A 23,824-nucleotide genomic window follows, 5' to 3' on the forward strand; every position below is an offset into this window, starting at 1 on the left:
AGGTGTTCACGATGGGAATCCCATCAATGATGACTCTCAGTAAACGGGAGTCGTCAGGCTCCCCACCATCATCGAATCCGTAAAAGACCGCCTCCGGCTTGTGACGGCTGAGAATGGCGACGCCGTTATAGGATTTCATGCCGCGAAAGGTAATGGCATACCCGCTGGGTGCCAATGCCAGTAACGGGAATTCACTATCCTGAACCTTGGTTTCTTGCAGACAAAGGACATCCGGCTGGTGCTGTTCAAGCCAGGCGAGCACGATTGGCAGCCGCTTGCGTAAGGAATTTGCATTGAACGTCGCGATTTTCATCGGAAGATGCTCCAGTACAACCTGTCGCATCCTAACAAAAGCACTCTGGGGCAACAAGCAGAACGAAGACCCTATCGAAGTTGGTTATCTGGCTATCATTCTGAGACCAGGGATCTGTAAGGCCCTGACGGTTTCCTGTAGGACTTTGACTACTTGTGGGCGGGTGTAGCCTCGGCGCCAGGCGAAACCGATTCGTCGGCCAGGTACGGGCTGCGCCAGCTTGATCGCAACCAAGCGCTTGTGTTGGTATTTGGCTGTGAGGGCACTGCAGGGCATCACGGTGATCCCAAATCCAGAGACGACCATCTGACGGATGGTTTCTAGGGAGTTTCCTTGCCAACCTTCTGCGTCGGAGCGGCTGAGTTCAGGACATGCCTCCAGGACTTGTTGTCGGAAGCAATGACCGGCATGAGGCAACAGGACTTTCTCAGTGCCTAATTGTCGGGAATCGAGAGACTTCTTTTTCTGCCAGGGATGTCCGACGGGGACCACAACCTGAAACGGTTCATCATAGAGGGCGGTGGTGAGTATGCCCGGTTCCTCGAAGGGAAGGGCGATCATGATGACATCGAGTTTCCCACTCTTCAACATCCCAGCCAAGTTCTGTGTGAGATTTTCTTCGAGTTCGAGCGGCATTTTGGGTGCTCGTGCGTTCAGCAATGGAACCAGATCGGGAAGGATATACGGTCCTACTGTCGCGATCACTCCGAGCCGCAGAAGCCCATTCAACTGATCTTTGCCTTGAGCAGCCAAGATCTTGATTCGTTCGGCTTCTTCCAAAACTCGTTGAGCTTGATGGACGATTTGTTCGCCAAGCGGAGTCAGCTCCAGCTTGTTCTGTCGACGCTCAAAAATGGTCGTGCCTAAGTCATGCTCCAGTTTTTTGATCGCGAGACTTAAGGCTGGCTGTGTGACGAAGACTCGAGCGGCAGCCCGGCCGAAATGTCGTTCTTGTGCGACGACCACAACATAGTGCAGCTCAGCAAGCGTCATCCGTTCTCCCGGGATTCCAGCCCATAAGCACGGCTTATGTCCGGACAATACATTATCAATTGGACTAAGTACAGCAGGCAGAGTATCTTCCACTCCTGCAGGCGGATGACTTTCACAATATTCCAGTCCGTGAGTCATGGTGTACGCGTGGGATCATCGACAGGCATAAGATTGTCTCGGTGGTGACGTTTCTGTTCAAGATCAACCGATTGAGTCGATGGGACAAGTCATGGTATGACAAGCTCGAACCGCAGTTCGGTGAAGCGTTCACGGCGGTCTCGATAACCGTCGAGAATGATCAGCTGGAACAAGCGCGATGGAGTGAGTGAGCCAAGGGTGGGCATCAACACACACATCAACGTGTGCAGAGAGGAGGATGTAATGGTACAGAAGACGATAGCAGGGAGCGGGCTATTCATAGGGGCATTGGCATGTGGACTGGTGGTGGCCATGCCGCTTGTCCCTGTGATTGGTGCAGAAGGGCCGGGGCACAAGGTGTTTGCGGCAGAACCGGTGACCCTGCCGACGATCCCGGGGTTAGAAGATCCGAATACGTATGTGCCGGCTGATAATCCGCTTACAAAGGAGAAGATTGAACTAGGACGGGCGATCTTCTTCGATAAGCGCATGTCAAAGGACAACACAATCGCGTGCGCCAGTTGTCATATGGCGAAGAAGGGATTCGCGGACGGCATGCCCGTGTCGACCGGAATCAAGGGCCAGAAGGGCGGCCGAAGTGCTCCGGTGTCATTCAATCGGGTCTACAGCAAAGCACAGTTTTGGGATGGTCGAGCGGCGACGCTGGAAGATCAGTCCATCGGGCCATTTGCAAACCCCATCGAGCATGGGTTCGCCAACCATGACGAAATGGTGGCCAAAATGAAGAAAATGCCTGGCTATCGCAAGCTCTTTCAAGAGGTTTTCGGGGGGGAGATCACGATTCAGGATGTCGGTCGAGCGGTGGCCAGCTTCCAGCGGACGGTGTTGTCTGGAAACAGCGCGGTGGACAAGTACGACATTGGCGGAGATCAAAATGCCTTGAGTGATTCTGCGAAGCGTGGGCTTGAGCTGTTCCGCGGGAAAGCCCGTTGTACGCGCTGTCATTCCGGATTCAACTTCACGGACGAGAAGTTCCACAATTTGGGAATCGGCTGGGACGACAATAAGGTCGATCTCGGTCGATACATGGAGACGAAGAATCCAGAAGACATCGGGGCTTTTAAGACTCCCACTTTGCGAGAAATTGCGCGGACTGCTCCCTATATGCATGATGGGCGGTTTAAGTCCTTGGAGGAAGTCGTGAAGTTCTACAACCAGGGTGGCGTGAAGAATCCGCACCAAGACAATACAATCATCCCTTTGGAAATGACGGATGATGAACAACAGGATTTAGTGGCGATGCTCAAGTCGCTCAATGGCGAGGGATGGCAGCATGTTGCCCCGCCGAAGTCATATCCAAAATAACTCGAACCGTTCACGATACTGAAGTGTAGGGGAGGGCCATCGCAAGATGGCCCTTTTCTGTTAGGCCCGAGGCAAGGGCTCGTGATTGTTCGCGTGGAGAAGATAGCGACGGATGATGGCCTGCTCGATGCGGGAGCGTCCCCGATCCGGAGCCGGAAATCGGAGTACCAGATGGATCTTGCCGGATTCCGGCAGTTGAATGGTGATACGGGGTTCCGGGGAAGGGGCCTCGAGCAGATTCGCTTGTTCTAAGAGCTTCATGTGCCGGACAGCTTCCTCCATGAACGGCGCACATTCGAGTTTCGCCGCTTCCAGGAGCACGCGCTCCGATCGTTGCCACTCGTCATCATTCTTGATCGGTACGACCACCGTATACAGCCCATACTCTTGCTCGGGGTTTTCTTTGATCAAGGGGTTTGTGAAGAGCAAGCTGTTGGGGAACACAGTGACGCGTCCCGTGTAGAGGTGAGCGGACTGCCCCGGGCCGATCTCCAGTAACTTCGTGGCGAACATGTCGTGGTCCAACACGACTCCGCGGTGGCCTGCGATCTGAATTCGATCGCCGACACCATAGACCTTGCCACCCATCCGAAGTGCCGCGCCGCTCCAACAGAGAATCAGCTCTTTGGTCGCCAGGACCATGGCGGCAGCCAACGCGACCAGTGACACGGCAAATGCCTGCAGTTCATGCGCCCAGATCATGACCAGGCCAATGAGGAAGGCGAAGACGACGGAATTTCTTGTCGTGACCACCCATCGACGTTTCGACTCCATCGACAGTGTCGGGTTCCCGGCAATCCACCGTACGATGAGTGTTCTGGCGACGATCAAGGTCAGAAGCAGAACCAGCGATTTCAAACTGTCCAGCGCCACCACACTATCGATGGAGAACCATTGGTTCTGAGGCACGGGCATCCTCTATTTGGCAGTCAATGTCTCGCGGGTACCAGGAACGCATTCTTCCCGGTTCCAGGTCTTGAGGGTCTTGTCTTCTGAGAAGGTCAACGCATAGCGGTAACAATAGAGTGTCGGTTTGGTGGTCTCCGTCCCTTTGCCCATCATACTCGTGATTGAATTGGAGGCATCACCGAGCATGGAGGATCTCCACGAAGTCAGATCCTGCTCGCTGAGCGGGAAGCGGTAGGTCCAGAGGCTGTCTCCGCCGAGCGCAGGCGTTTTTGCAGTATGTGGAGGACCAAGTCGTTCACGGATGTCTTCTTGCGTCAGCCGGCCAACCCCTTTCTTGAGGTAGGCATCGCGCCAGGGGCCGCCACATCCGGAGAGGCTCATCACGAGCGCGATGACCAGGGACCCCAGAAGGAGATGGGAACAGTTGTTGTGGGTAGAGCAACTCAAACCAGGCATGCTGGAGCATACGCTACACTGGACGATCGCCAAGTGCAACTCTCCTGGAATCTTCTGTGGCGGGATCGGTTCGATGGATACAGCCCGCTGGGCGACTGGATTTATAGATGACTTTTCGGTACCTTACTCCGCGAGAGGAAGGAATGGGCGCATTACGAATTCTTGCCGTGTGTCTTGCTGGTTGGGGTTTTCTATTTCTACCCGATAGGTTTGCGATGGCGGCCGAAAGCCGGGCAGTGAAACCTGAGACGCTGCTCGTTCAGGGGAAACCGCAGGACTTCAATGGGGCCAACGGCGAAACCAAATCCGGAGACAAGGGCAAGTCTTCCACAAACAGATCTGCCGTCTCCTTTCCTGAACTTCATGGGAAAGATGGCGCACCGATGATGTTGGTGCCTGCCGGAGAATTTATCATGGGAAGCGACAGGGGAGATGAAGACGAAGCCCCTGTGCATCGAGTGTATCTGAATACGTTCTACATCGATAAGTTTGAAGTCACGAATGCACGATTCGCCAAGTATGTCGAGGCGATCCAGAGTGAGCCGCCATGGGGATTTTCTGATAAAGAGACTCCGGTGGTTCATGCCGATCGTCCAGTGCGCTGGGTGAGCTGGATGGATGCCATGGGGTACTGTCTCTGGGTCGGGAAGCGGCTTCCCACGGAAGCGGAGTGGGAAAAAGCTGCGCGCGGGACGGATGAGCGGCTGTATCCATGGGGAAACGATCCACCGACACCGGTGCATGCCGTCTATGGGCTCAAGGAAGGTGGTGCCGAGACAGTGTCGGTTATCGGCGATCACCACATGGGGCAGAGCCCGTACGGGGTCCAGGACTTGGCCGGTAATCTCTACGAATGGGTGATGGACTGGTACGCAGAAGACTTCTATTCCAGCTTTATCAATAACCCCGCCATCAATCCCCGTGGTCCCAGCGAGGGGACGGCAAAAGTCCAGCGGGGCGGGTCATACATCAACACCCCCTATCGACTTCGCTCATCGTTCCGGACCAAAGGCGATCCGACTGAACAGGATCCGAACGTCGGTTTCCGTTGTGCACAGGGTGTTCCCAAGTAGCCCAAGCCTCGAACGATCCTGATCCATAACCAGCATATCTTGTGGAACTGTCAGGCTAAGGGTTTGGGCTCACCACCACAAAGGAGGGGCTTGTGAAGCGATATCGAGTGAAACCGGGTGGCCAGCTCTCATTAAAACAGTATGATCCAGATGACACAGGGGACTACAAACAAAACGACCAGGGCAAGGAAAAGGCCAAAGCGGAGACAGCCAAGCTCATCGCCAGCCTCGATGGACTCCAAGAGCGACTCTATGCCAACGCCACTCGATCTCTCCTCATTGTGCTGCAGGGAATGGATACGAGCGGAAAAGACGGAACCATCAAGAGTGTGATGTCTGGAGTGAATCCGCAAGGCTGTAAGGTAGTGGCGTTCAAGGCGCCGTCTAAGGATGAATTGGCTCACGACTTTCTCTGGCGCGTGCACCGTGAAGTCCCTCCTAAAGGCTACATCGGGATCTTTAATCGTTCCCATTACGAAGACGTCTTGATTACCCGAGTGCACGGTTGGGTATCTGGCAAAGCGGTCAAGCGCCGCTTCGACCAAATCAAGGAATTCGAGGAGTTGCTGACTGAGAGTGGCACGACCGTGCTCAAGTTTTTTCTCCATATCTCAAAGGACGAACAGAAAGAGCGGCTGACGGCCCGTATTACCGATCCGGAAAAACGCTGGAAATGGAATTCGGGAGATCTGGAGGAGCGGAAGTTGTGGAATGAGTATCTCAAGGCGTTCGAAGATGTCATGTCGGCGACCAGTACCGACTGCGCCCCTTGGTACATTGTCCCAGCCAACCGGAAATGGTACCGCAATCTCGTGGTCGCGGATCGCATCGTGAATGTATTGGAGAACATGAAACTCAAGACACCTCCAGCGCCGGACGGTGTGGATTTCAGTAAACTCAGAATCGTGTAGTGCGCGGCCAAGGCAGTGGGTGAAGTGCCGTGACGGACGCTTGGTCATGGGTGAGGAGTGAAGGAAGGAGGAGCGTGGCAGGAGCGCCGCGCTCCTCCTTGCTGTTTGCGGGGACTGTTTCATGAACTGGATTATGCTGACATGGTGCTTGCGGCTCCTGACCAGTGGTGTGCTTCTGGCCTCGGCTTTGGGAAAGTCACTTGACCTTCAGGGGTTTGCCGACGTGTTGGTCACCTATCGTCTGTTCCCAGACTGGTCTCTCTGGCTGCTGGCGCTTGGGATCACGGGGGTCGAGTGGGGGCTGACTGCCTGGATTCTTGTCGGATGGCGATTGCCAACGGGGGCACTCTTGGCGATGATGTTGAACAGTCTATACGCCATAGGGCTCATCGTTACGCTCTTTCGCGGCCTCGATCTTCCGAACTGTGGATGCTACGGCGTATTTTTTCCACAACCGTTGCGGTGGTATTCTCCACTCGAAGACCTTGTGCTGGCTGGCATTTGCTATGCATTGTATGTCGGTGCTCAGGCGAGTCGTACGACGCTTGACACGGTTTCCTAATGGGCGTAAGGAAACAGGTGCGGCTCATCTATCAATCGAAGTTCGAGAGATCGGGTAGACCGCGCGGCTGCCATCCAGGTCTCTCGGTGATGTCATCATGAGAGGAGGGTGGAGATGAACGACACAACGCCACCTGGCCCATCAGGCCCACCGACGCCGGAGTGGGTTTCTCATCGATTCTGCTGACCGACTTCTTCGCGAGGCGTGCCATTGAGGCACAAGGTGTCCTTCACGAGAAGGCGAACAGCCATTGAGCGGAGAAATCTTCGGGGCAGAAAGTAGGAAATCGCCAGGGAGTGACGAGATCTTCCCTGGTTGGAAACCCAAGGATCCCAACGATCGTGTGGGTCTTGTGGGCCGCGACAACACAGAATAATGTCGGCGTCCTAAGCGCCAAGTCACGGGCGACCTCCCACCTCAGTGCAAGGTCGCCCGTTCTTTTTTGAATCCTCATCAGGCACACCTCTTAATCGACGCACACGAGAGCTCCCAGTAGGCGTTTCTTTTTTCGGACAGCTGTCCTACCATAGAGCGATGGCTGAAAAGAAACCTAAGAACCCACAGTTGTCCAAGAAGACCAGGCGTCGTCGGAAACCGGTTGGAAGTTCTAGGGGATTGGCCGCTGGTGAATTACAGGCTGCAGCGCCGCCCGGAGCTGTGGCTGAGCTACATCAGCAGATCGAAAGCGATGGAGGGAGAGTGCTCTCGGTCTACAGGGAACCGTATAGCGGACAGTGGCTGGTCTTGGCTGCACTCCCGATCGAGTTGGTTGAACCGACGCCCTATCAGCGTAATATCTCCGACACGCATGTGCGAAAACTGGAAGGAGTGATCGGCAAAATCGGCCGCTTTCTGGATCCCATTATCGCTGTGCGTATCGCCAAGCCTGACCACGCGGCAAAGTATTGGACACCGAACGGCAATCATCGCTTGTCTGCCATGCGGACGCTGGGAGCGAAGAGCATCATTGCCATCGTGGTACCTGAGGCATCCGCTGCCTATCAGATTCTCGCACTGAATACGGAAAAGGCCCATAACCTTCGTGAGAAGGCATTGGAAGTCATCCAGATGTATCGAGAGCTTGTACAGCTCGATCAGGTCACAGAAGAAACCTATGCTTTGGAGTTCGAGGAGCCGGCATTGATCACGCTGGGGCTCTGTTACGAAGAGCGGCCTCGGTTTAGCGGAGGTGCCTACCATCCAGTGCTGAAACGAGTGGAGGAATTTCTGCAGAAACCGTTGCATGCTGCTCTGAGCATCCGTCAGCAGCGCGCACAGACCGTCCTGGCATTGGACGATCTCATCGTCAAGCAAGTCGAAGCCCTCAAGGCGAAGGGACTAACCAGTCCCTATCTCAAGAGCTTTGTCGTGGCCCGTGTGAATCCCATTCGGTTCCGTCCTAAAGATGCTCCTCCGCTGTTGTTCGATGACGCGCTCGATCGGATGACGCAAGCTGCAGCCAAGTTCAATCCAGACAAGGTCAAGCTGGACGATCTAGCGAAGTCGGGGGGAGTCCCGGACGAGGTTGAGTGAGATTGCTCCAAAGAGTTTGCTCTTCGTCCGTCGTCTTGTTTATACGCTGAGATCCCCTTTAGAATAATTTGTTGAGCGTGCTGCAAGGAGGACATTATGAGTCTCGCGGATAATAAGTGTGTGCCCTGTCGTGGGGGCGTACCCCTCGTGCCACATGATCGTGCTCAGGCCTTGCTGAAAGAGTTGGGCCGAGGGTGGGCACTCAATGCCCAAGGCCATCTCGAACGGCTCTTTACCTTCCCAGACTTTGCGCAAGCGCTGGCGTTTGTGAATAAGGTGAGTGCAATTGCGGAGACGGAAGGCCACCATCCTGATCTGTATTTAGCCTGGGGCAAGTGCAAGGTTGAGATCTGGACGCACAAGATCAACGGGCTGACCGAGAGTGACTTCTATCTAGCAGCCAAAGCCGATAGAGAATTCGAGCCGTTCAGGGCGGAAGCAGGCTAAGCGACGTACAGTTTTCTACAATGAATGTACGAGGCCTCAGATGAGTGACCAGGCACAAGTGGCGCTCGTCAATATGCCGTTCAGCTATGCCAAGTATCCCTCCATTCAACTCGGCACGCTCTCTGCCTTGCTCAAGTCCAACGGAATTCCCGTCGACTGTCACCATTTGAACGTTCGGTTTGCTCACCTGATCGGCGTTGAGCTGCATGAATCCATCTGCGAGAAACGCGCACTTTTTGGCGAGTGGCTGTTCTCTTACTTGCTCTTTAAAGAGAACCCGAAGCGGGCAGAGTACCCACAGATCTTCAAGCCGGTCTTCGAACAGGTGGCGCAAGAGAGTGGTAGGCCGATCGGCTATTTTGAGGAGATGGCCACCCGCATCGCACCTCAATTCTTAACATGGGCGCTGCGGTCGATCGATTGGGGGCAGTACAAACTGGTTGGGTTTACCTCGACGTTCGATCAGAACGTCGCGAGCCTGACGATGGCCAAGCTCATCAAGGATCTGTACCCCGACGTGACGATCGTCTTCGGCGGAGCCAACTTCGACGGTGAGATGGGACTTGAACATTTCAGAGCGTTCCCCTTCATCGATCATGTGGTCGTCGGGGAGGGAGAAGACAGCTTCCTGCTGCTGGTCCGCCAGATTCTGGCTGGTAAGAAGAGTAATTATCCCAATGGAGTGACCTATCGAGAGGGCGACAAGATTATGCTGACCCCGAATGCGTCGCTCTTTTCCGATTTTACCAAGACCGGCCCGCCTGATTACGACGATTACTATCAGCTGCTCACCGAGCTAGGCGGCAAGGCACAGGGGCTCGATCGGATCCTCTTGTACGAAGGCTCGCGTGGTTGTTGGTGGGGAGAGAAACATCACTGTACGTTTTGCGGGCTCAATGCGCAGAGCATGAAGTTCCGAGCGAAGAAGCCGGCGCAGGTTTTAGCAGAAATTGCTGAGCTCTCCCAGCGCTACGATGCCGTTCGGTTTCGGTTGGTCGACAACATCATCGACATGGGGTACATCGACAATCTGTTCGGAAAACTGGCAGAAGATCATTGTGATCTGGACGTGTTCATTGAAACGAAGAGCAATCTGCAGAAGCGTCAGATCAAAACGTTGGCTGCCGGTGGGGTGAAGTGCATGCAGCCGGGGTTGGAAAGTTTGAGTCTCAATCAGCTTCGTGCAATGGACAAGGGCGCCACGCCGATGCAGAATATCGTCTGCCTCAAGTGGAGCCTCTACTATCACGTGATGGTTTCGTGGAATATCTTGCTGGGCTTTCCTGGAGAGACGAACGAGGACTACCATCGCCAGCTTGAGCTGATTCCGTCACTGCTCCATCTCCAGCCACCCGAAGCAACCGGCAAGTTCTGGCTGCAGCGGTTTAGCCCCTACTTCACCAGACCACATGAATATGGTGTCCGGATCACCGGGCCAGGCATGGCCTATGAATATATATACGACGCCCGGCAAGTCGATCTGAAGAAGGTCGCCTACGACTTTGAATATGAATTGGATGACTGGCCAGTGGATCCCTATCTGTATCAAGAACTGGTTGCTACAATTGAAGGCTGGCAGCGAATGCATAGGTTGGGAGACACGCCCTTCCTGTATTACTCCAAAGCGCCGAACTACGTCACGATCTATGATGGGCGTAATCCGAAAGAGCCGACTCGTCGACGATATGAAGGGTTGGCGGCACTCGTCATCGAAATCTGCAACGAGTCAGGGAAAAGCGTCGAGCAGATCCGAACAGCAGCGACGGACAAAACCGAGTGCAGTGAGACGATCCTCAAGCCAATCCTCAACGATCTCATGGCTTCACGGATTCTCTACGAAGAGCGGGGCAAGTATTTCACTCTGGCGGTCCCTGAAAATTCACATCTCTGATCGACACTGCGCCCTTACATCGAGAGTTTCTCGGCCACCTTCCTCATCTGCACGCCATGGACGAGTGACGCGCCGCCGCGGATGGCGCAGGCCACGTGGACGGCTTCCGTCATTTCTTCTATGTTTGATCCCTTTTCCAGCGACGCCTGCGTATACGCATCAATACAGTAAGGACATTGCACGGTGTGGGCGACGGCCAGGGCAATGAGTGCCTTCTCTCGTTCGGTCAGTGCGCCTTCAGTAAATACCGCATCGTAGTAGCTCTTGAACTTTTCCCACAAGGCAGTATTGCCTTTCCCAATTTCAGCAAACTTGCCTAAATCATGCGAATGGTAATACGAGTCCATGGGAACCTCCTCTGTCGATCGGATAGGAAGAGAAAAAGCGAGGGGCGGAACGGTTAGGCATTGCCGGGAGGGATCGGGTCGATTTGAGCCAGGGCCTTGGAGAATCGCTCACCGACGATGTCGGTTGCCTTCGCCATGAGATCCACCACTTCTTGCCATTCCGCGGGCAGCAGGTCTTGCTTCAACTGCGGATGGATGGCCCATTGGGCTTCAACCTGTGTGCCTTTGCGGCTGACGAGGACGCGGAGCAATTCTACTTCCCAGGTTGGGTCACCCGGATTGTCACTGGACGCTGGGGTATTTGGTTGTTCAGACGGAGGAACGGCGCGTGCCATGAGATCCTTTGTCGCTAAATCGTAGGAACAGCATACCGTATCCTCAGTTGGATTGTATATCCGTGTGACGGACAAGCGGTGTGGATTTCCTGTGATTTCACGTCTGGTGCGGTGCTTGGTTCAAGAGGGTGAGCATCGCCTCGTGGATCCGTCCGTTACTGGCCACGAGTTCTTGCCCATAGATTGAGAGATCCTTTCCGCTGAAATCAGTCAAGCGCCCGCCGGCTTCACGCGCGATGACTGAGCCAGCGGCCATATCCCATGGGCTGAGTCGCACTTCCCAGAATCCGTCAAACCGCCCTGCCGCCACATAGCACAGGTCCAAAGCCGCTGACCCTGTCCGTCTGAGCCCCTGAGCCTTCAGGGCAAATTTCACAAAATGATCGAGGTTGTTCCGCTTGGTTTCTCGGATGTCGTAGGCGAAACCGGTGACGAGGAGGCTACCGTCGAGAGCCTGTGTGTTGGACACATGGATGGGCCGACCGTTTACACATGCCCCACGATGTTCCATGGCCGTGAACAGTTCATTCCGAGAAGGATCAAAAACGACGCCCATGATACACCGCCCCTCGTACTCGAGGCCAATGGAAACGCAATATGCAGGATAGCCATGCGCAAAATTCGTGGTCCCGTCGAGTGGATCGATGATCCACCGATAAGGGGAGGATCCTTCCTCGTCACGACCACGCTCTTCGGCTAGAAAATGATGATCGGGGAAACGAGCCTTCAGCCGATCGATCACGCACTGCTCAGCGGCACGGTCGGCATCGGTAACCAGATTGATGGGATTCTTGTATTCGATTTGAAATCCCGTTGCGGCGTAGCGCAGTAATAGGCTTCCAGCTGCTTGACTCGCTTCGATCGCAGCTTGGAGCAGGACGTCGTGTGGTGGTGATTCGGGAGGCGTAGGCACGCCTGATTGTAACATGCCGGGACTTGCAGCGAAGAAAAATTATGGTACCCTTGCCAATACAAGCCTTATGATCAACGATCTTTCAAGGATTACTTGCTTACAAGAGAGAGAACTGAATAGGCAATGTATTATTCAAATCATAAATCTTGACATAGTTTCTAAGCAATGATATAAAGCAAGCATGCTTTTCGTGAGGAACTTGTGGAGGAATTAACAGACATACTCGTTGGCCTGGAGCAACGGATCAACGCCTATAAGAGTCGGTATCAGGAGCTTGAGAAGAAACGACGCCGGCTTGATGACGAGATTGCCACCATCAAGAAATATCTCGAACTTGCTGAAACGCTCTATCGAGTTGAGGCCGACAAGGCTAAGCTTGCCAGCCTGTCCAATCAAATCATTACCACCGATGATCCCAAGGGGATTCGCCCGGTTCCGCTTATGGACGTGACCGATCAGTCCCGAGAAATTCTCCTTGGACGGAGTAAGTATGTGGGGAAGAGCGTTCCCCAGGCCGCCTATGAAATACTCCGGGAGTCCAATCGAGCCATGCATGCAAAGGAACTCGTTCAGCGGTTGATCGAGGGCGGGTTACAGATCAAAGGGAAGACTCCCCTGACGTCAATTGCCACCTCGCTCAAGCGCGACAAGCGATTCAGAAAAGTGGGTCCCAATACGTTCGAAGCTTTAGGCGATATGCTGATTCAAGCCGTCTAGCGGGTGCTACTCACGGGCCAAACTTGATAATGCGAAGGGGGGTGAGACTCTTGGCAACGAAGAAGGCAGCAGCGAAGAAGAAGAAGAAGTAACCCCAATGTGATGTGCTACGCCGGGGGTGAGGTTCCTCACCCCCGGCGTACCATCCTGTGTGATGTTCTCGATTGTGCCGTACGTCCTACCGACAGACCGCAACTCACTAGACAGTAGAAAACGTACCCATGAGTCTACGAAGCCTGAAGTGCCACGGCTGGTTGACGGGAAGTGCTGTACGGATTTGAATGCACTGTTACCTCTGAAGATTCTGCATTCAGAAGCACCCACTTGTCTGGCTGGGACAGGATTTGCTGGACGAGCCGGGTATGGAGTGCATGTCCTGACCGGTCAGCAACGATGTGCCCGATGAAGGGCATTCCTAAGAGTGAAAAATCGCCGATCAGATCCAGGATCTTATGACGGACAAACTCATCGTCAAAACGAAGGCCTGATTGATTCACGATGCCGTCGCCGGAGAGGACGACTGTATTGTCGAGGGTCCCGCCTTTTCCGAGCCCACGAGCCCACAAGGCTTGAACCTCTTGGAGAAAGCCGAATGTGCGGGCTTCCGCAATTTCATTCTCAAATGTGCCGACCGAGCAATCATAGTCGTACGTCTGTGTTTTGATCAGCGGGTGGTCGTAGTGAATCGAATAGGTAATACGGGGAGTGGGGGACGGCTCGATCCGCACCCGCTTTGATCCGTCGGTGATTTCAATCGGTGCCATGATCTTGAGAAATGACTGTTTTCGCTCTTGCGACACGATACCGGCAGACTGAATGAGTCTGACGAACGGCGCGGCGCTTCCGTCCATGACCGGTACCTCAGTGGCCGTCACCTCAATGAAGGCGTTATCGATATCCATGCCTGACAGAGCCGCCAGTAAATGCTCAATGGTTTGGACCTGAAACCCATTTCCCTTGATAGCGGTGCACAGCTCGGTTGGGATTTTATGCTCAATAGAAACGGGAAGATATGCATCAACGTCTGCACTACGATTAACGAAAACGATGCCGGTGTCTGGCGGGGCGGGCCGCAGCGTGATTGATGCGGATTGCCCTGAGTGTAGCCCGACGCCGGAGCAGGTGACTGTTGATGCTAAGGTTTGTTGATTCCGCACAAGTCCTCCCTCGTTAGAGCTTCATTTCGAAGGCATCATTCTCCCAAAAAGATACAAGCAATTAAGGTGCCACTGTTCGATTAACATAACAGCATGATTTTAAATGTAAAGTATTAAATCAATAAAATGCCTTCCTGTATCAAAAAAGGCACAACTGTGTGTTTCACAGTCTGTGAAGTGTGGATAAAAATTAATGTTGTCATGATGAGGGAAAAATTATCAAGAATCCACTAAGGGGGCCGGTGCCCAAGTGGAGATAGATTGAGTTGAGAGGGTATGGACTGGTCTTAACTTCTTCATGCCAGAAACCGAGTAAGAAGCGGAAACGCTCATAAAGGTTATGTCTATCATGAATGTGAGTCCGTTGGTCTGGATCAGTTTTGGCCTCACGAGTTTGACGCTCAGCGTCATGCTGGCTGGTGACGCCTTGGTTGATCTGGTTCCTAACCACGATCGCCAAGACTTTGAATATCGTCGCGATGTGGCCGAAGCCTTGGCCGTTCAATACTCTGCGCTGGCGGAGCATCATCAGCTTGAGACCATCAAACTGTCGATGGAGCGGTTTGCTCAGCGGAATAAAGAGATCCGTTCATTGGCTCTGCTTCTTCAAAGCGGAGAGGTTCTTGCACAGGTTGGGGATCATACTCGCATCTGGGTGCAGCCATCCGGTGGGGCATCATCACTGGAATTTATTCAAGTCCCTATCTTTGCCGGGAATCAGTCGTGGGGAGTGCTCCAAGTCGCATTCCGTAAAGCCGACCTGTCGCAGTCGGAGCGGTTTTTGAACGATCCATGGGTGCGGTTCCTCACCTTCGTCGGCGTGACGGGATTTATCGGCTATCTTGTCTTCATGAAACGCACGCTTCGACAACTAGACCCATCCGGTATAGTTCCGACACGAGTCAAAGCCGCTCTCGATGCACTCACGCAGGGTGTGGTGATGATCGACACACGGGACCTCATCGTATTGACGAATGAAACCTTCTGCCGTGCGGTGGGGAAGTCCGTGACGGCTCTGATCGGCACCGATCTCGGGGCCATGGCCTGGAAGTCTTCGGATTCGGCCGGGGCCTTGACGGTGTATCCCTGGACCAGGGCGATTATGGACAAGCAGCCGCAAGACAACATCTCCCTCTTCTTGCCAGGCGAAGCGGGAGCGTCAAAAAAGTTTATCGTGACGACAGTCCCGATCATGGATGATGGATCGACGGTGCGAGGTGCGCTCGTCTCGTTTCACGACGTCACGGAGCTGGATCGGGCAAATTCACAACTCAAGGAAGCAAACAATGAATTGGAGGCCTCCCGCGTTCAGATTCTCCAAAAGAACCAGGAACTCGAGGTGACGAATACGAATTTGCACATCGAAATGGATCACCGAAAAAAAGCCGAAGCCGAAAAGGAAAAGTTGTATCAGCAGCTCATGAATGCCTCACGCCAAGCAGGTATGGCGGATGTGGCGTCGAGTGTTCTTCATAATGTCGGTAATGTGCTCAACAGTATCAACGTCTCGACGGATACCTTGCTCAAGACGCTCAAGAAGCCGATGGTGGGCGATGTCTGCCGCATTGCGGCACTGTTCAGCGAGCATCAGGATAATCTGCAGTCATTTTTGACGGCTGATCCAAAGGGGAAGCAGATTCCTTCTTATCTGGGGTTGGTCGCTGAATCTCTCAGTGGAAGCCATCAGACGATCCAACAGGAACTCGACTCGCTGGTGAAGAAAGTCGATCACATCAAGCAAGTGATCATGTCGCAGCAAGACATCGCACGTGCGGGGAGTATTCGAGAACCGGTCTCGGTCGAAGACATGATGGAACAGGCGTTGATCATGGCGATGCCTGAGCCGGAGAAGTATCACATCCAAGTGGTGCGTGACTATCGCCCCATCCCTGCCATTATGACGGATCGGCACCAGGTGCTGCAGGTATTAGTGAATCTCATTACGAATGCCAAGAACGCGATGATCGAGCACTCGGACAGCACGCGTTGTCTCACCTTGCGGCTTGGTGTGCCGGCTGGCAGCGCCTTCGCACGATTGGAAGTGATCGACACGGGTGGGGGGATCAAGGCGGAAAACCTCCAGAAGCTGTTTGCGCAGGGGTTCACCACGCGAAAGGCCGGACACGGGCTTGGACTGCACAGTTCCGCCATTGTTGCGAAGAATCTTGGCGGCGCCTTGCAGGCGCACAGTGCCGGTGAAGGACAGGGGGCGACGTTCACGTTGGACCTGCCGCTGGTCCTTGTCGAGGCGGCGGCATGACCATGGACCGAGACCCCATCAACCGTCGGATTCTCATCATTGACGACAATGTCAATATTCACGAGGACTTCAGGAAAATCTTGTCCCCACCGATAGAATCAGGAGCACTGGACCATGCACGGGCGGCTCTGTTTGGGGAGACCCCGACCCTTCCCACGCATGTGTCGTATGAACTGGAGTTTGCAACCCAAGGCCGCGAGGGATTCGGGCTTGTTCAGACGGCTCGTCAGAGTGGGATGCCCTATGCGGCGGCCTTTGTGGATATGCGTATGCCCCCGGGCTGGGATGGGCTCGAGACCATCGAGCATCTGTGGTATGTCGACCCGGAAATCCAAATCGTCATCTGTTCGGCCTATTCGGACCATCCATGGGAAGACGTCAGTCGGCGCATCGGCGATACCGACAAGTTGCTCATTCTGATGAAACCATTCAACAGCATCGAGGTCGTTCAGATGGCCAACGCCTTGACCAAGAAATGGAACCTGGCTCGTGCGGTGGAGCTCCAGATTGAGAGGCTGGCCAAGAATGTGAGCCAACGGACGACAGACGTACGCGCCATCAATCAACGGCTTCAGGAGCAAATTGCCAGTCGAATAACCGGATCTCGTATTGATGACTCACAGGAACCAGTCGGGGCGATGCTTCGCCAGAAGGAAGAGTTTCTCGCAATCATGAGCCACGAAATCCTGACACCGATGAATGAGCTGATCGCGAAAGTGACTCTCTTGCTCGATAGCCCGCTGAATCCTGTCCAGCGTCAGCATGCGTCGACTCTTGAGCACTGCGCACAGGACCTGCTCTCCTTGATCAAAGATATGCACGAATTCTTAACCAGTCGAAGACAAGAGACCGAAGTGCGCGATCAGTCGTGATGGGAGGACGTTCCCGACGGGGAGCCGGTATTCATTCATATGGATAACCACAGTAAGAATCCTCGAGTCTTGATCGTCGACGACAATCAGTCGATCCATGAAGACTTTCGGCGAATCCTTCAGTCTCAACAAGAAGATGATGGTCTGAATCAAGCGCGTCAGGACTTGTTTGGTGGGGCGCCGCTGGTCGAAGCGCTGGCTCGCTTCGAGTTGGATTATGCGGTTCAGGGACAAGCTGCTCTGGCATTGGTGCAGATGGCGCGGCAGGAGGGCCGCCCCTATGCCGTGGCATTCGTCGATATGCGGATGCCGACGGGATGGGATGGTCTGGAAACGATCGAGCGACTGTGGGAGGTCGATGGCCGGATTCAGGTCGTGATCTGCACGGCCTATTCAGACCATTCGTGGACCGAGATTGCGGCACGGTTGGGGATGAGCGATCGGTTGCTGATCTTGCGCAAACCGTTCGATGCGATCGAGGTTCAGCAGATTGCTGCGTCACTGACGCGAAAGTGGGAGTTAGGGCGTGATGTGCGGTTACAGATTGAAGACCTTGTCGCACAGGTCAATGCCCGCAACCGGGAACTCCTCGTCACCAACCAGCGGCTTGAACAGCAAGTTGCCGAACGGACGGTCGAGCTTCAACAGCGCAATAGTGAATTGCAGAAAACCGTGGAAGCGCTGAAAAAGGCAAAACTGGATGCCGACAACGCCAACCAGGCCAAGTCGCAGTTTTTGGCGCATATGAGCCATGAGATCCGAACCCCTATGAACGGAATGCTCGGTATGAATGAGCTGTTGCTCTCAACTCCCCTGAATGACCAGCAACGTCACTTTGTTCAGACCATCCATAGTAACGGTGAACAGCTGCTTCAGATCATCAACGACATTCTCGACTTGTCGAAGATTGATGTAGGGAAGATGGATCTCCACATCACAAGGGTCGACCTGGTGGCGACGGTACAAGGAGTTGTCGCTCTGTTTCTTGAACCTTCGCGTAAAAAAGGGCTCAGTTTAGAATGCCAGATCGACCCTGAACTTCCCGCCGTGTGGCGAGGAGACGGGGTCAGACTGAAGCAGATTCTCATGAACCTGGTGAGCAATGCCGTCAAGTTTACGGAACGGGGTGGCATCCTGATTCACATTGAACGCGTCGAGGATCGCCAGGAGAGCGCCCTCTTCAAAATGACGGTGTGTGATACCGGAATTGGCATTCCTGTCGAGGCGCAGCACACGATCTTTGATCCATTCGCACAGGCGGATGCTTCGATCACGCGGCGATACGGAGGGACGGGGTTGGGGCTTGCCATCGTGCAACGTCTTGTCAGATTGATGGGCGGTGATATTGGTCTCACAAGTACCCCAGGGCAAGGTTCCACATTCTGGTTTACGGTTCGTCTTCAGAAACAGAGCACACAAGATATGAGTGTTGTTGAGAGCCAATTATCGAATCAGGCCCCTATGCCCGTTCTGTGCATTGCTCAGATGACAAAGCATCCAGGCAGCTCTTCCCCTAAACAGCGATCCCGCGCGCGTATCCTCCTGGCTGAGGACAATTTGACGAACCAAGAGGTCTTTTTACGCATGCTGGATCTCTGTGGTGAGTCGGCCGATGTGGTCAGTACGGGCAAAGAGGCGTTGGAGGCGATGGGGCGGGTGCAATACGACGTGGTTCTCATGGACTGTGAGATGCCTGAAATGGATGGGTTAACGGCATGTAGGGAAATTCGAAGACGTCGATTGACCAGAGCTGACGGCGAGCCCGTTCAGGTCATCGCTCTGTCCGGTCACGCAGTCAGTAGCTATCAAGAGGCCTGCCTTGCCGCAGGTATGGATGGATTTCTCTCCAAGCCGGCGGGGTTGAAAGAGATTCGTAATGTATTGCAACAGTTTTTGCCGACGAGTGAGTCACGGGCTGCCTAACGAACAGGGCCGTTCATCCGATTTGATCGAGTGACCATGACAACGAAGCTGACTGATTGTTCGGAAAATCGACGGATCTTGGTCATCGATGACAATGTGCTCATCCATGATGACTTTCGGAAAATTCTCCAGCCGGGGAACGAGGTGCACAATCTCGATGCAGTCCGTGCAGCAGTCTTTGGTGGTACTCCCCGCCTCAAGCCGCTGATGCGTTTCGAATTGGATTGCGTAGATCAGGGGCAGGCTGCATTGGCCTTGGTTCAGAGGGCTCGCCAGGAAGGTCGACCCTATGCCGTGGTGTTCGTGGATATGCGCATGCCTCCCGGCTGGGACGGGTTGGAGACGATCGAGCATTTCTGGGCGGTCGATCCAGAGATTCAGACGGTGATCTGCACGGCATACACGGATCATTCCTGGGAAGAGATCATCGAGCGACTGGGATATGACGATCGCCTGCTGATCCTGCAAAAGCCCTTTTCCAGCGTCGAAGTCTCTCAACTGGCGATGTCGCTTACGACAAAATGGAACCTGGCTCGCCAGGCGCACCAGCGGCTGCAGGCTGCCGAAGCTGCTAATGTCGCCAAATCCCAGTTCTTGGCCAACATGAGCCATGAAATCCGTACGCCGATGAACGGGATTTTGGGTATGAGCGAACTCTTGATGCAAACCCCACTGAATGACAAGCAGCGGCGGTACATGCACACGCTGCAGAAGTCCGGTCAGGCCCTCATCCAGATCATCGATGACATTCTGGATATTTCAAAAATTGAAGCCGGAAAGCTGAAGCTTGAATACATCTCTTTCGACCTTCGTCAACTTGTGACGGAGACGCAGGAACTCTTTTCAGGGCAGGCGGGAAGCAAGGGGCTTCAGTTGACGACCAGCCTATCCGAAGCCGTCGGCCGCGAGTATATGGGCGATCCGGTACGCATTCGCCAAATCCTCACGAACCTCATCGGGAATGCGATTAAATTTACCGCGCATGGCCAGATCACTGTTTCCATGACGGCGGTCGATGATGCCCTTGGGCAGACGGAGTTGTGTCTGAAGGTACAGGATACAGGGATTGGTGTGGAACCGGCGATCCAAGCCAATCTGTTTACACCCTTCACACAGGCCGATGGCAGCACCACACGTAAGTTCGGCGGGACCGGACTTGGACTGGCGATTGTGAAGCAGTTAGCCGGGATGATGGGGGGAACAGTGGGGGTTGAAAGTGTTTCCGGACGGGGCTCGACATTTTGGTGCACGATGCGGCTCAGGAAGGTATCCGCTCAGTCGCTGCATGCCAAAGCAAGTTAACGCATCACAGTAAAGAGTCGTCGGGGGGTGTGGAGTGACAAGCGAGGAGATCAATCGACGCATCCTGGTCGTGGACGACAATGTGTCGATCCATCATGACTTCCTGAAAATTCTACACCCGACCAAGGGATCGGAGGCTCTAGAAGAGGCACGGGGCTCCTTATTTGGCGAGCCCGGTCCTGTCCGGCGCAGCGACGAGTTCAGGGTCGATTGTGCAGAGCAAGGGACCACCGCGCTGGCCTTCGTTGAAGCGGCTGTCAAGGAAGGGAAACCATACGCGGTGGCTTTTGTGGATATGCGGATGCCGCCCGGTTGGGACGGGCTGGAGACGATCGAGCGTCTCTGGACGGCAGATGCTGCGTTGCAAGTCGTGATCTGTACCGCCTATTCCGACCAACCGTGGGAGGAGATCAGAGGCCGAATTGGGCGAACGGATAAGTTGCTGATCCTGCAGAAGCCGTTCAATAGCATCGAGGTATTGCAGCTTGCGACTGCGCTCTGTCGGAAATGGGACCTTGCGCAAAAGGTTGCGGGCCAGGTGAATGAGTTGAGTCATCTTGTTGATGAACGGACCATGGAGCTTCGACACGCGAACCGACAGCTTACGGAGTTCAATGAGGCACTGATGCGGACTGTAGCGAGCCTTGAAGCCGCCCAGACTGAAATCCTACGGCAAAATGGGGAGCTGGAGCGTCTGGCCTCACGTGATCCGCTGACAGGATGTTTCAATCGCCGTGCATTTTATGCCTTGTTTGAGGAGGCGTTTGCTGCTGGGCGTGGACAAGGAAGTGAGCTTTGTTGTCTCATGGTCGACATTGACGAGTTTAAGCGTGTGAACGACGAATTCGGGCATGCCGTCGGGGATCAAGCGATCCAAGCCGTCGCGGACTGCCTTCAGTCAGGGGTGCGATTGACGGACATGGTCGGACGCTATGGAGGGGAAGAATTCTGCCTGATGTTTCCTCGCACGACATTGAGTGAGGCGACGGTGTTGGCGGAGCGCCTTCGAGCCCGTGTGGCTGCGGAAGCCGGCAACCGTGTGCGAATGGCATCCGGCATGACGCTGACGGCGAGTATCGGTGTGTCATCCAGTGTATTTGGAGCCCGAGCTCCGCTGGAGTTGATCGATCAAGCGGATAGAGCGCTGTATGCTGCAAAGGAGAACGGCCGTAACTGTGTCATGGCGATGGATGTGCTGGTCCCAGGGCTTAAAACTTCTGAACAGCTTGAACTTCAGGTCCGTCGAGTCACCCCGCGCGAATCGACTCCTCTCATCATTGGATAAGTAGCGACCAGGGAGAGTTGTCCAGATGGCATTGGCATTGATGCCGGTGCGTCCATCCTTTCCATATCTGCCCGAGTTCCGTAGTGCAAAAGGGCATCACGTGGTTTGGGGTACAGCGGTCGATGGATGGTCCGGTGCGGCGTACTGTTCGAGTCAAGGGTATGGGAGGTGAAGTGGTCCGACGAAGCGTTCGTTTGCTCATGGTTCATTGTATAATGGCGCTGGATGATACGACTCTTCAGTCACTTCCAATCTTCGGTCGGAAAGAAGATGGGCCTAGCCATGACCGGGCTAGGCCTTGTGGTATTCGTTGTGTTTCATATGCTGGGGAATCTTCAGCTGTTCGAAGGACCTCATGCGCTTAACGGGTATGCCGCGTTTCTCCGCGATATGCCGATCATGCTCTGGGCGGTCCGCATCGGATTACTGAGTATGGCGGCGCTCCACATTGGGCTTGCGCTCCAGCTGAGTATGCGAAATCGTCGCGCTCGTCCTGTTGAGTACACGATCCACCGCTATCGACAGGCGTCGATCGCGTCCCGCACCATGGCGATCTCCGGAATGGCCCTGTTGCTATTCGTCGGTTTCCACCTCCTGCATCTCACGGCTGGAGTCATCGATCCTGGGTTCGCTGATCGCCGCGATCCGGAGGGCTATCGGGATGTCTACGGCAAAGTGGTGCATGCGTTTCAAAATCCCTTCATGGTCGTTCTCTATCTTGCCGGCCAGCTGGGGCTTGGTCTTCACCTGAGCCATGCGATTGCCAGCAGTGTACAGACGATGGGGTTTGAGCACGCGGCGTTGAATCGTTTGCTGAAAGCGTTCGGACCTGTGATCAGCCTGATCGTGGTTCTAGGGAATGTTGCGATCATTCTTGCCGTCTTCTTGGGGATCGTGCGCTGATGACGAGACTGGATTCAAAAATTCCGTCCGGACCTCTGGAAAGCAAATGGGATCGGCACCGGTTCAGCGAAAAGTTGGTCAGCCCCAACAACAAACGGAAGCTTTCCGTGATCGTTGTCGGTACCGGCCTTGCTGGCGCGAGTGCGGCGTCGACCTTGGGACAGCTTGGGTATCACGTGGAGTGCTTTTGTTTCCACGATAGTCCGCGTCGGGCACACAGCATTGCCGCGCAGGGGGGAATCAATGCGGCGAAGAACTACCAGGACGACGGCGATAGTGTCGGGCGATTGTTTTATGACACGATCAAAGGTGGTGATTTCCGTTCCCGAGAAGCCAATGTGTATCGGCTCGCTCAGGTCAGTACACAGATCATCGATCAATGTGTGGCGCTTGGTATCCCCTTTGCCCGAGAGTATGGCGGTCAATTGGCGAACCGGTCGTTTGGGGGCGTTCAAGTCTCTCGGACGTTCTACTGTCGGGGGCAGACTGGGCAACAGCTCCTATTAGGTGCCTATTCGGCGCTCTGTTGGCAGATCGAACGCGGTCAGGTCACAATGCATCCGCGTACGGAACTGCTCGACTTGATTCTGGTCGACGGTCAGGCTCGAGGGATTGTGTCTCGCGATTTGGTCACCGGACGCATCAGCGCGCACACGGCTCATGCCGTGGTCCTAGCCACGGGTGGGTACAGTAATGTGTACTATCTCTCCACCAATGCGAACGGATGTAATGTGACGGCCACGTACCGAGCGTGGAAACATGGAGCAGCGTTCGCCAATCCGTGCTTTACCCAGATTCACCCGACGGCAATTCCCCCGGGTGGTGCTCATCAGGCCAAGTTAACCTTGATGTCCGAGTCGCTTCGGAACGATGGCCGGCTATGGGTGCCGAAGGTGTCATCGGATCATCGTTTGCCCGGTGACATTCCAGTGGAAGATCGCGATTACTTTCTGGAGCGGCGATACCCTCGGTTCGGGAATCTCGCCCCGCGGGACATTGCCTCGCGTGCAGTCAAAGTTGTGTGCGACGAAGGTCGTGGTGTCGGGCCGGGCGGCCAGGGTGTGTATCTGGACTTTTCGGAAGTCATCGAACAACAGGGGCTCGAAGTGGTCCGTGAGCGCTATGGCAATCTTTTTGACATGTACCATCGCATTACGGGAGAGGATGCGTACCAAGTTCCCATGCGGATTTACCCGGCGCCGCACTATACGATGGGGGGGCTCTGGGTGGATTACAATTTGATGAGCACGGTCCCGGG

The 23,824-nt window shown here is 54.5% G+C and carries 24 protein-coding genes; 16 read left to right on the top strand and 8 right to left on the bottom strand.

Annotation, left to right across the window (positions count from 1 at the left end):
* Together ACMTNU_RS17195 and ACMTNU_RS17200 are read right to left on the bottom strand one after the other, a co-directional pair.
* Window positions 1-313, bottom strand: a 313-nt coding sequence (locus tag ACMTNU_RS17195; RefSeq protein ID WP_413936527.1) for an endonuclease/exonuclease/phosphatase family protein, incomplete at its 3' end; no start/stop codon positions are given.
* Between the two features lie 84 nt (window positions 314-397).
* The gene (locus ACMTNU_RS17200) at window positions 398-1,306 is read right to left on the bottom strand and encodes a LysR substrate-binding domain-containing protein (protein ID WP_413936528.1); all 909 of its coding nucleotides are present in this window, start codon (window positions 1,304-1,306) and stop codon (window positions 398-400) included.
* Window positions 1,307-1,485: 179 nt separating this feature from the next.
* Here ACMTNU_RS17200 and ACMTNU_RS17205 point away from each other — a divergent pair, with 179 nt between their 5' ends.
* Together ACMTNU_RS17205 and ACMTNU_RS17210 are read left to right on the top strand one after the other, a co-directional pair.
* On the top strand, window positions 1,486-1,635 hold the full coding sequence (locus tag ACMTNU_RS17205) for a hypothetical protein (RefSeq protein WP_413936529.1): 150 nt from the start codon (window positions 1,486-1,488) through the stop codon (window positions 1,633-1,635).
* A 52-nt stretch (window positions 1,636-1,687) separates the two neighbouring features.
* Entirely contained in the window at window positions 1,688-2,770 is a 1,083-nt protein-coding gene (locus ACMTNU_RS17210) for a cytochrome-c peroxidase (RefSeq protein ID WP_413936530.1), read from the top strand.
* Window positions 2,771-2,830: 60 nt separating this feature from the next.
* On the opposite strand, the gene ACMTNU_RS17215 is transcribed toward ACMTNU_RS17210, so the two are convergent.
* Together ACMTNU_RS17215 and ACMTNU_RS17220 are read right to left on the bottom strand one after the other, a co-directional pair.
* Window positions 2,831-3,679, bottom strand: coding sequence for a hypothetical protein (locus ACMTNU_RS17215; protein ID WP_413936531.1), 849 nt, complete (start codon window positions 3,677-3,679; stop codon window positions 2,831-2,833).
* Window positions 3,680-3,688: 9 nt separating this feature from the next.
* Entirely contained in the window at window positions 3,689-4,060 is a 372-nt protein-coding gene (locus ACMTNU_RS17220) for a hypothetical protein (RefSeq protein ID WP_413936532.1), read from the bottom strand.
* A 182-nt stretch (window positions 4,061-4,242) separates the two neighbouring features.
* Here ACMTNU_RS17220 and ACMTNU_RS17225 point away from each other — a divergent pair, with 182 nt between their 5' ends.
* The 6 genes from ACMTNU_RS17225 to ACMTNU_RS17250 all read left to right on the top strand — a co-directional run bounded on the left by ACMTNU_RS17225 (window position 4,243) and on the right by ACMTNU_RS17250 (window position 10,552).
* Window positions 4,243-5,208, top strand: a complete 966-nt coding sequence (locus ACMTNU_RS17225) for a formylglycine-generating enzyme family protein (RefSeq protein WP_413936533.1) — start codon at window positions 4,243-4,245, stop codon at window positions 5,206-5,208.
* Window positions 5,209-5,300: 92 nt separating this feature from the next.
* Window positions 5,301-6,119: a polyphosphate kinase 2 family protein gene (locus ACMTNU_RS17230; protein ID WP_413936534.1), complete on the top strand. Its 819-nt coding sequence runs from the start codon at window positions 5,301-5,303 to the stop codon at window positions 6,117-6,119.
* Between the two features lie 121 nt (window positions 6,120-6,240).
* Window positions 6,241-6,681 (top strand): MauE/DoxX family redox-associated membrane protein, encoded by a 441-nt coding sequence (locus tag ACMTNU_RS17235; RefSeq protein WP_413936535.1) that lies wholly within the window; start codon window positions 6,241-6,243, stop codon window positions 6,679-6,681.
* A gap of 534 nt (window positions 6,682-7,215) precedes the next feature.
* Window positions 7,216-8,214 (top strand): chromosome partitioning protein ParB, encoded by a 999-nt coding sequence (locus ACMTNU_RS17240; protein ID WP_413936536.1) that lies wholly within the window; start codon window positions 7,216-7,218, stop codon window positions 8,212-8,214.
* Between the two features lie 96 nt (window positions 8,215-8,310).
* Entirely contained in the window at window positions 8,311-8,661 is a 351-nt protein-coding gene (locus tag ACMTNU_RS17245; protein WP_413936537.1) for a 4a-hydroxytetrahydrobiopterin dehydratase, read from the top strand.
* Between the two features lie 40 nt (window positions 8,662-8,701).
* Window positions 8,702-10,552: a RiPP maturation radical SAM C-methyltransferase gene (locus tag ACMTNU_RS17250; protein WP_413936538.1), complete on the top strand. Its 1,851-nt coding sequence runs from the start codon at window positions 8,702-8,704 to the stop codon at window positions 10,550-10,552.
* 14 nt (window positions 10,553-10,566) lie between these two features.
* Here the strand turns inward: ACMTNU_RS17250 and ACMTNU_RS17255 are convergent, their stop codons facing one another.
* The 3 genes from ACMTNU_RS17255 to ACMTNU_RS17265 all read right to left on the bottom strand — a co-directional run bounded on the left by ACMTNU_RS17255 (window position 10,567) and on the right by ACMTNU_RS17265 (window position 12,162).
* A complete protein-coding gene (locus tag ACMTNU_RS17255) occupies window positions 10,567-10,899 on the bottom strand; it encodes an arsenosugar biosynthesis-associated peroxidase-like protein (RefSeq protein WP_413936539.1) in 333 nt (110 codons plus the stop codon).
* 53 nt (window positions 10,900-10,952) lie between these two features.
* The gene (locus tag ACMTNU_RS17260; RefSeq protein WP_413936540.1) at window positions 10,953-11,234 is read right to left on the bottom strand and encodes a hypothetical protein; all 282 of its coding nucleotides are present in this window, start codon (window positions 11,232-11,234) and stop codon (window positions 10,953-10,955) included.
* 97 nt (window positions 11,235-11,331) lie between these two features.
* A complete protein-coding gene (locus ACMTNU_RS17265) occupies window positions 11,332-12,162 on the bottom strand; it encodes an inositol monophosphatase family protein (RefSeq protein ID WP_413936541.1) in 831 nt (276 codons plus the stop codon).
* Between the two features lie 186 nt (window positions 12,163-12,348).
* Between ACMTNU_RS17265 and ACMTNU_RS17270 the strand changes: the two genes are divergently transcribed.
* A complete protein-coding gene (locus ACMTNU_RS17270) occupies window positions 12,349-12,864 on the top strand; it encodes a winged helix-turn-helix domain-containing protein (protein ID WP_413936542.1) in 516 nt (171 codons plus the stop codon).
* Between the two features lie 227 nt (window positions 12,865-13,091).
* Here the strand turns inward: ACMTNU_RS17270 and lpxC are convergent, their stop codons facing one another.
* On the bottom strand, window positions 13,092-14,021 hold the full coding sequence (lpxC, locus tag ACMTNU_RS17275) for a UDP-3-O-acyl-N-acetylglucosamine deacetylase (RefSeq protein ID WP_413936543.1): 930 nt from the start codon (window positions 14,019-14,021) through the stop codon (window positions 13,092-13,094).
* Between the two features lie 349 nt (window positions 14,022-14,370).
* On the opposite strand from lpxC, the gene ACMTNU_RS17280 reads away from it, so the two are divergent.
* The 7 genes from ACMTNU_RS17280 to sdhA all read left to right on the top strand — a co-directional run.
* Entirely contained in the window at window positions 14,371-16,281 is a 1,911-nt protein-coding gene (locus ACMTNU_RS17280; RefSeq protein ID WP_413936544.1) for an ATP-binding protein, read from the top strand.
* On the top strand, window positions 16,278-17,153 hold the full coding sequence (locus ACMTNU_RS17285; protein ID WP_413936545.1) for a histidine kinase dimerization/phospho-acceptor domain-containing protein: 876 nt from the start codon (window positions 16,278-16,280) through the stop codon (window positions 17,151-17,153). The genes ACMTNU_RS17280 and ACMTNU_RS17285 overlap by 4 nt, the downstream gene beginning before the upstream one ends.
* A gap of 39 nt (window positions 17,154-17,192) precedes the next feature.
* Window positions 17,193-19,076, top strand: a complete 1,884-nt coding sequence (locus ACMTNU_RS17290; protein WP_413936546.1) for a response regulator — start codon at window positions 17,193-17,195, stop codon at window positions 19,074-19,076.
* 36 nt (window positions 19,077-19,112) lie between these two features.
* On the top strand, window positions 19,113-20,378 hold the full coding sequence (locus tag ACMTNU_RS17295; RefSeq protein WP_413936547.1) for an ATP-binding protein: 1,266 nt from the start codon (window positions 19,113-19,115) through the stop codon (window positions 20,376-20,378).
* Window positions 20,379-20,412: 34 nt separating this feature from the next.
* Window positions 20,413-21,663: a diguanylate cyclase gene (locus ACMTNU_RS17300; RefSeq protein WP_413936548.1), complete on the top strand. Its 1,251-nt coding sequence runs from the start codon at window positions 20,413-20,415 to the stop codon at window positions 21,661-21,663.
* Between the two features lie 225 nt (window positions 21,664-21,888).
* A complete protein-coding gene (locus ACMTNU_RS17305) occupies window positions 21,889-22,566 on the top strand; it encodes a succinate dehydrogenase cytochrome b subunit (RefSeq protein ID WP_413936549.1) in 678 nt (225 codons plus the stop codon).
* The coding region (gene sdhA / locus ACMTNU_RS17310) for a succinate dehydrogenase (quinone) flavoprotein subunit (protein ID WP_413936550.1) at window positions 22,566-23,824 on the top strand (1,259 nt) is incomplete at its 3' end. The genes ACMTNU_RS17305 and sdhA, both read left to right, overlap by 1 nt.

Origin of the sequence: Nitrospira sp. BLG_1, assembly GCF_047338595.1 — a bacterium.
Taxonomy (GTDB): domain Bacteria; phylum Nitrospirota; class Nitrospiria; order Nitrospirales; family Nitrospiraceae; genus Nitrospira_D.

Bases quoted from the DNA above. Each gene is read 5' to 3' on its own strand.
- ACMTNU_RS17220 (WP_413936532.1), bottom strand. From the start codon at position 4,060: ATGAGCCTCTCCGGATGTGGCGGCCCCTGGCGCGATGCCTACCTCAAG.
- ACMTNU_RS17255 (WP_413936539.1), bottom strand. From the start codon at position 10,899: ATGGACTCGTATTACCATTCGCATGATTTAGGCAAGTTTGCTGAAATT.
- ACMTNU_RS17240 (WP_413936536.1), top strand. From the start codon at position 7,216: ATGGCTGAAAAGAAACCTAAGAACCCACAGTTGTCCAAGAAGACCAGG.
- ACMTNU_RS17210 (WP_413936530.1), top strand. From the start codon at position 1,688: ATGGTACAGAAGACGATAGCAGGGAGCGGGCTATTCATAGGGGCATTG.
- ACMTNU_RS17250 (WP_413936538.1), top strand. From the start codon at position 8,702: ATGAGTGACCAGGCACAAGTGGCGCTCGTCAATATGCCGTTCAGCTAT.
- ACMTNU_RS17295 (WP_413936547.1), top strand. From the start codon at position 19,113: ATGACAACGAAGCTGACTGATTGTTCGGAAAATCGACGGATCTTGGTC.
- ACMTNU_RS17290 (WP_413936546.1), top strand. From the start codon at position 17,193: ATGGATAACCACAGTAAGAATCCTCGAGTCTTGATCGTCGACGACAAT.
- ACMTNU_RS17285 (WP_413936545.1), top strand. From the start codon at position 16,278: ATGACCATGGACCGAGACCCCATCAACCGTCGGATTCTCATCATTGAC.
- ACMTNU_RS17305 (WP_413936549.1), top strand. From the start codon at position 21,889: ATGATACGACTCTTCAGTCACTTCCAATCTTCGGTCGGAAAGAAGATG.
- ACMTNU_RS17245 (WP_413936537.1), top strand. From the start codon at position 8,311: ATGAGTCTCGCGGATAATAAGTGTGTGCCCTGTCGTGGGGGCGTACCC.
- ACMTNU_RS17260 (WP_413936540.1), bottom strand. From the start codon at position 11,234: ATGGCACGCGCCGTTCCTCCGTCTGAACAACCAAATACCCCAGCGTCC.
- ACMTNU_RS17280 (WP_413936544.1), top strand. From the start codon at position 14,371: ATGAATGTGAGTCCGTTGGTCTGGATCAGTTTTGGCCTCACGAGTTTG.
- ACMTNU_RS17200 (WP_413936528.1), bottom strand. From the start codon at position 1,306: ATGACGCTTGCTGAGCTGCACTATGTTGTGGTCGTCGCACAAGAACGA.
- ACMTNU_RS17235 (WP_413936535.1), top strand. From the start codon at position 6,241: ATGAACTGGATTATGCTGACATGGTGCTTGCGGCTCCTGACCAGTGGT.
- ACMTNU_RS17225 (WP_413936533.1), top strand. From the start codon at position 4,243: ATGACTTTTCGGTACCTTACTCCGCGAGAGGAAGGAATGGGCGCATTA.
- ACMTNU_RS17265 (WP_413936541.1), bottom strand. From the start codon at position 12,162: ATGTTACAATCAGGCGTGCCTACGCCTCCCGAATCACCACCACACGAC.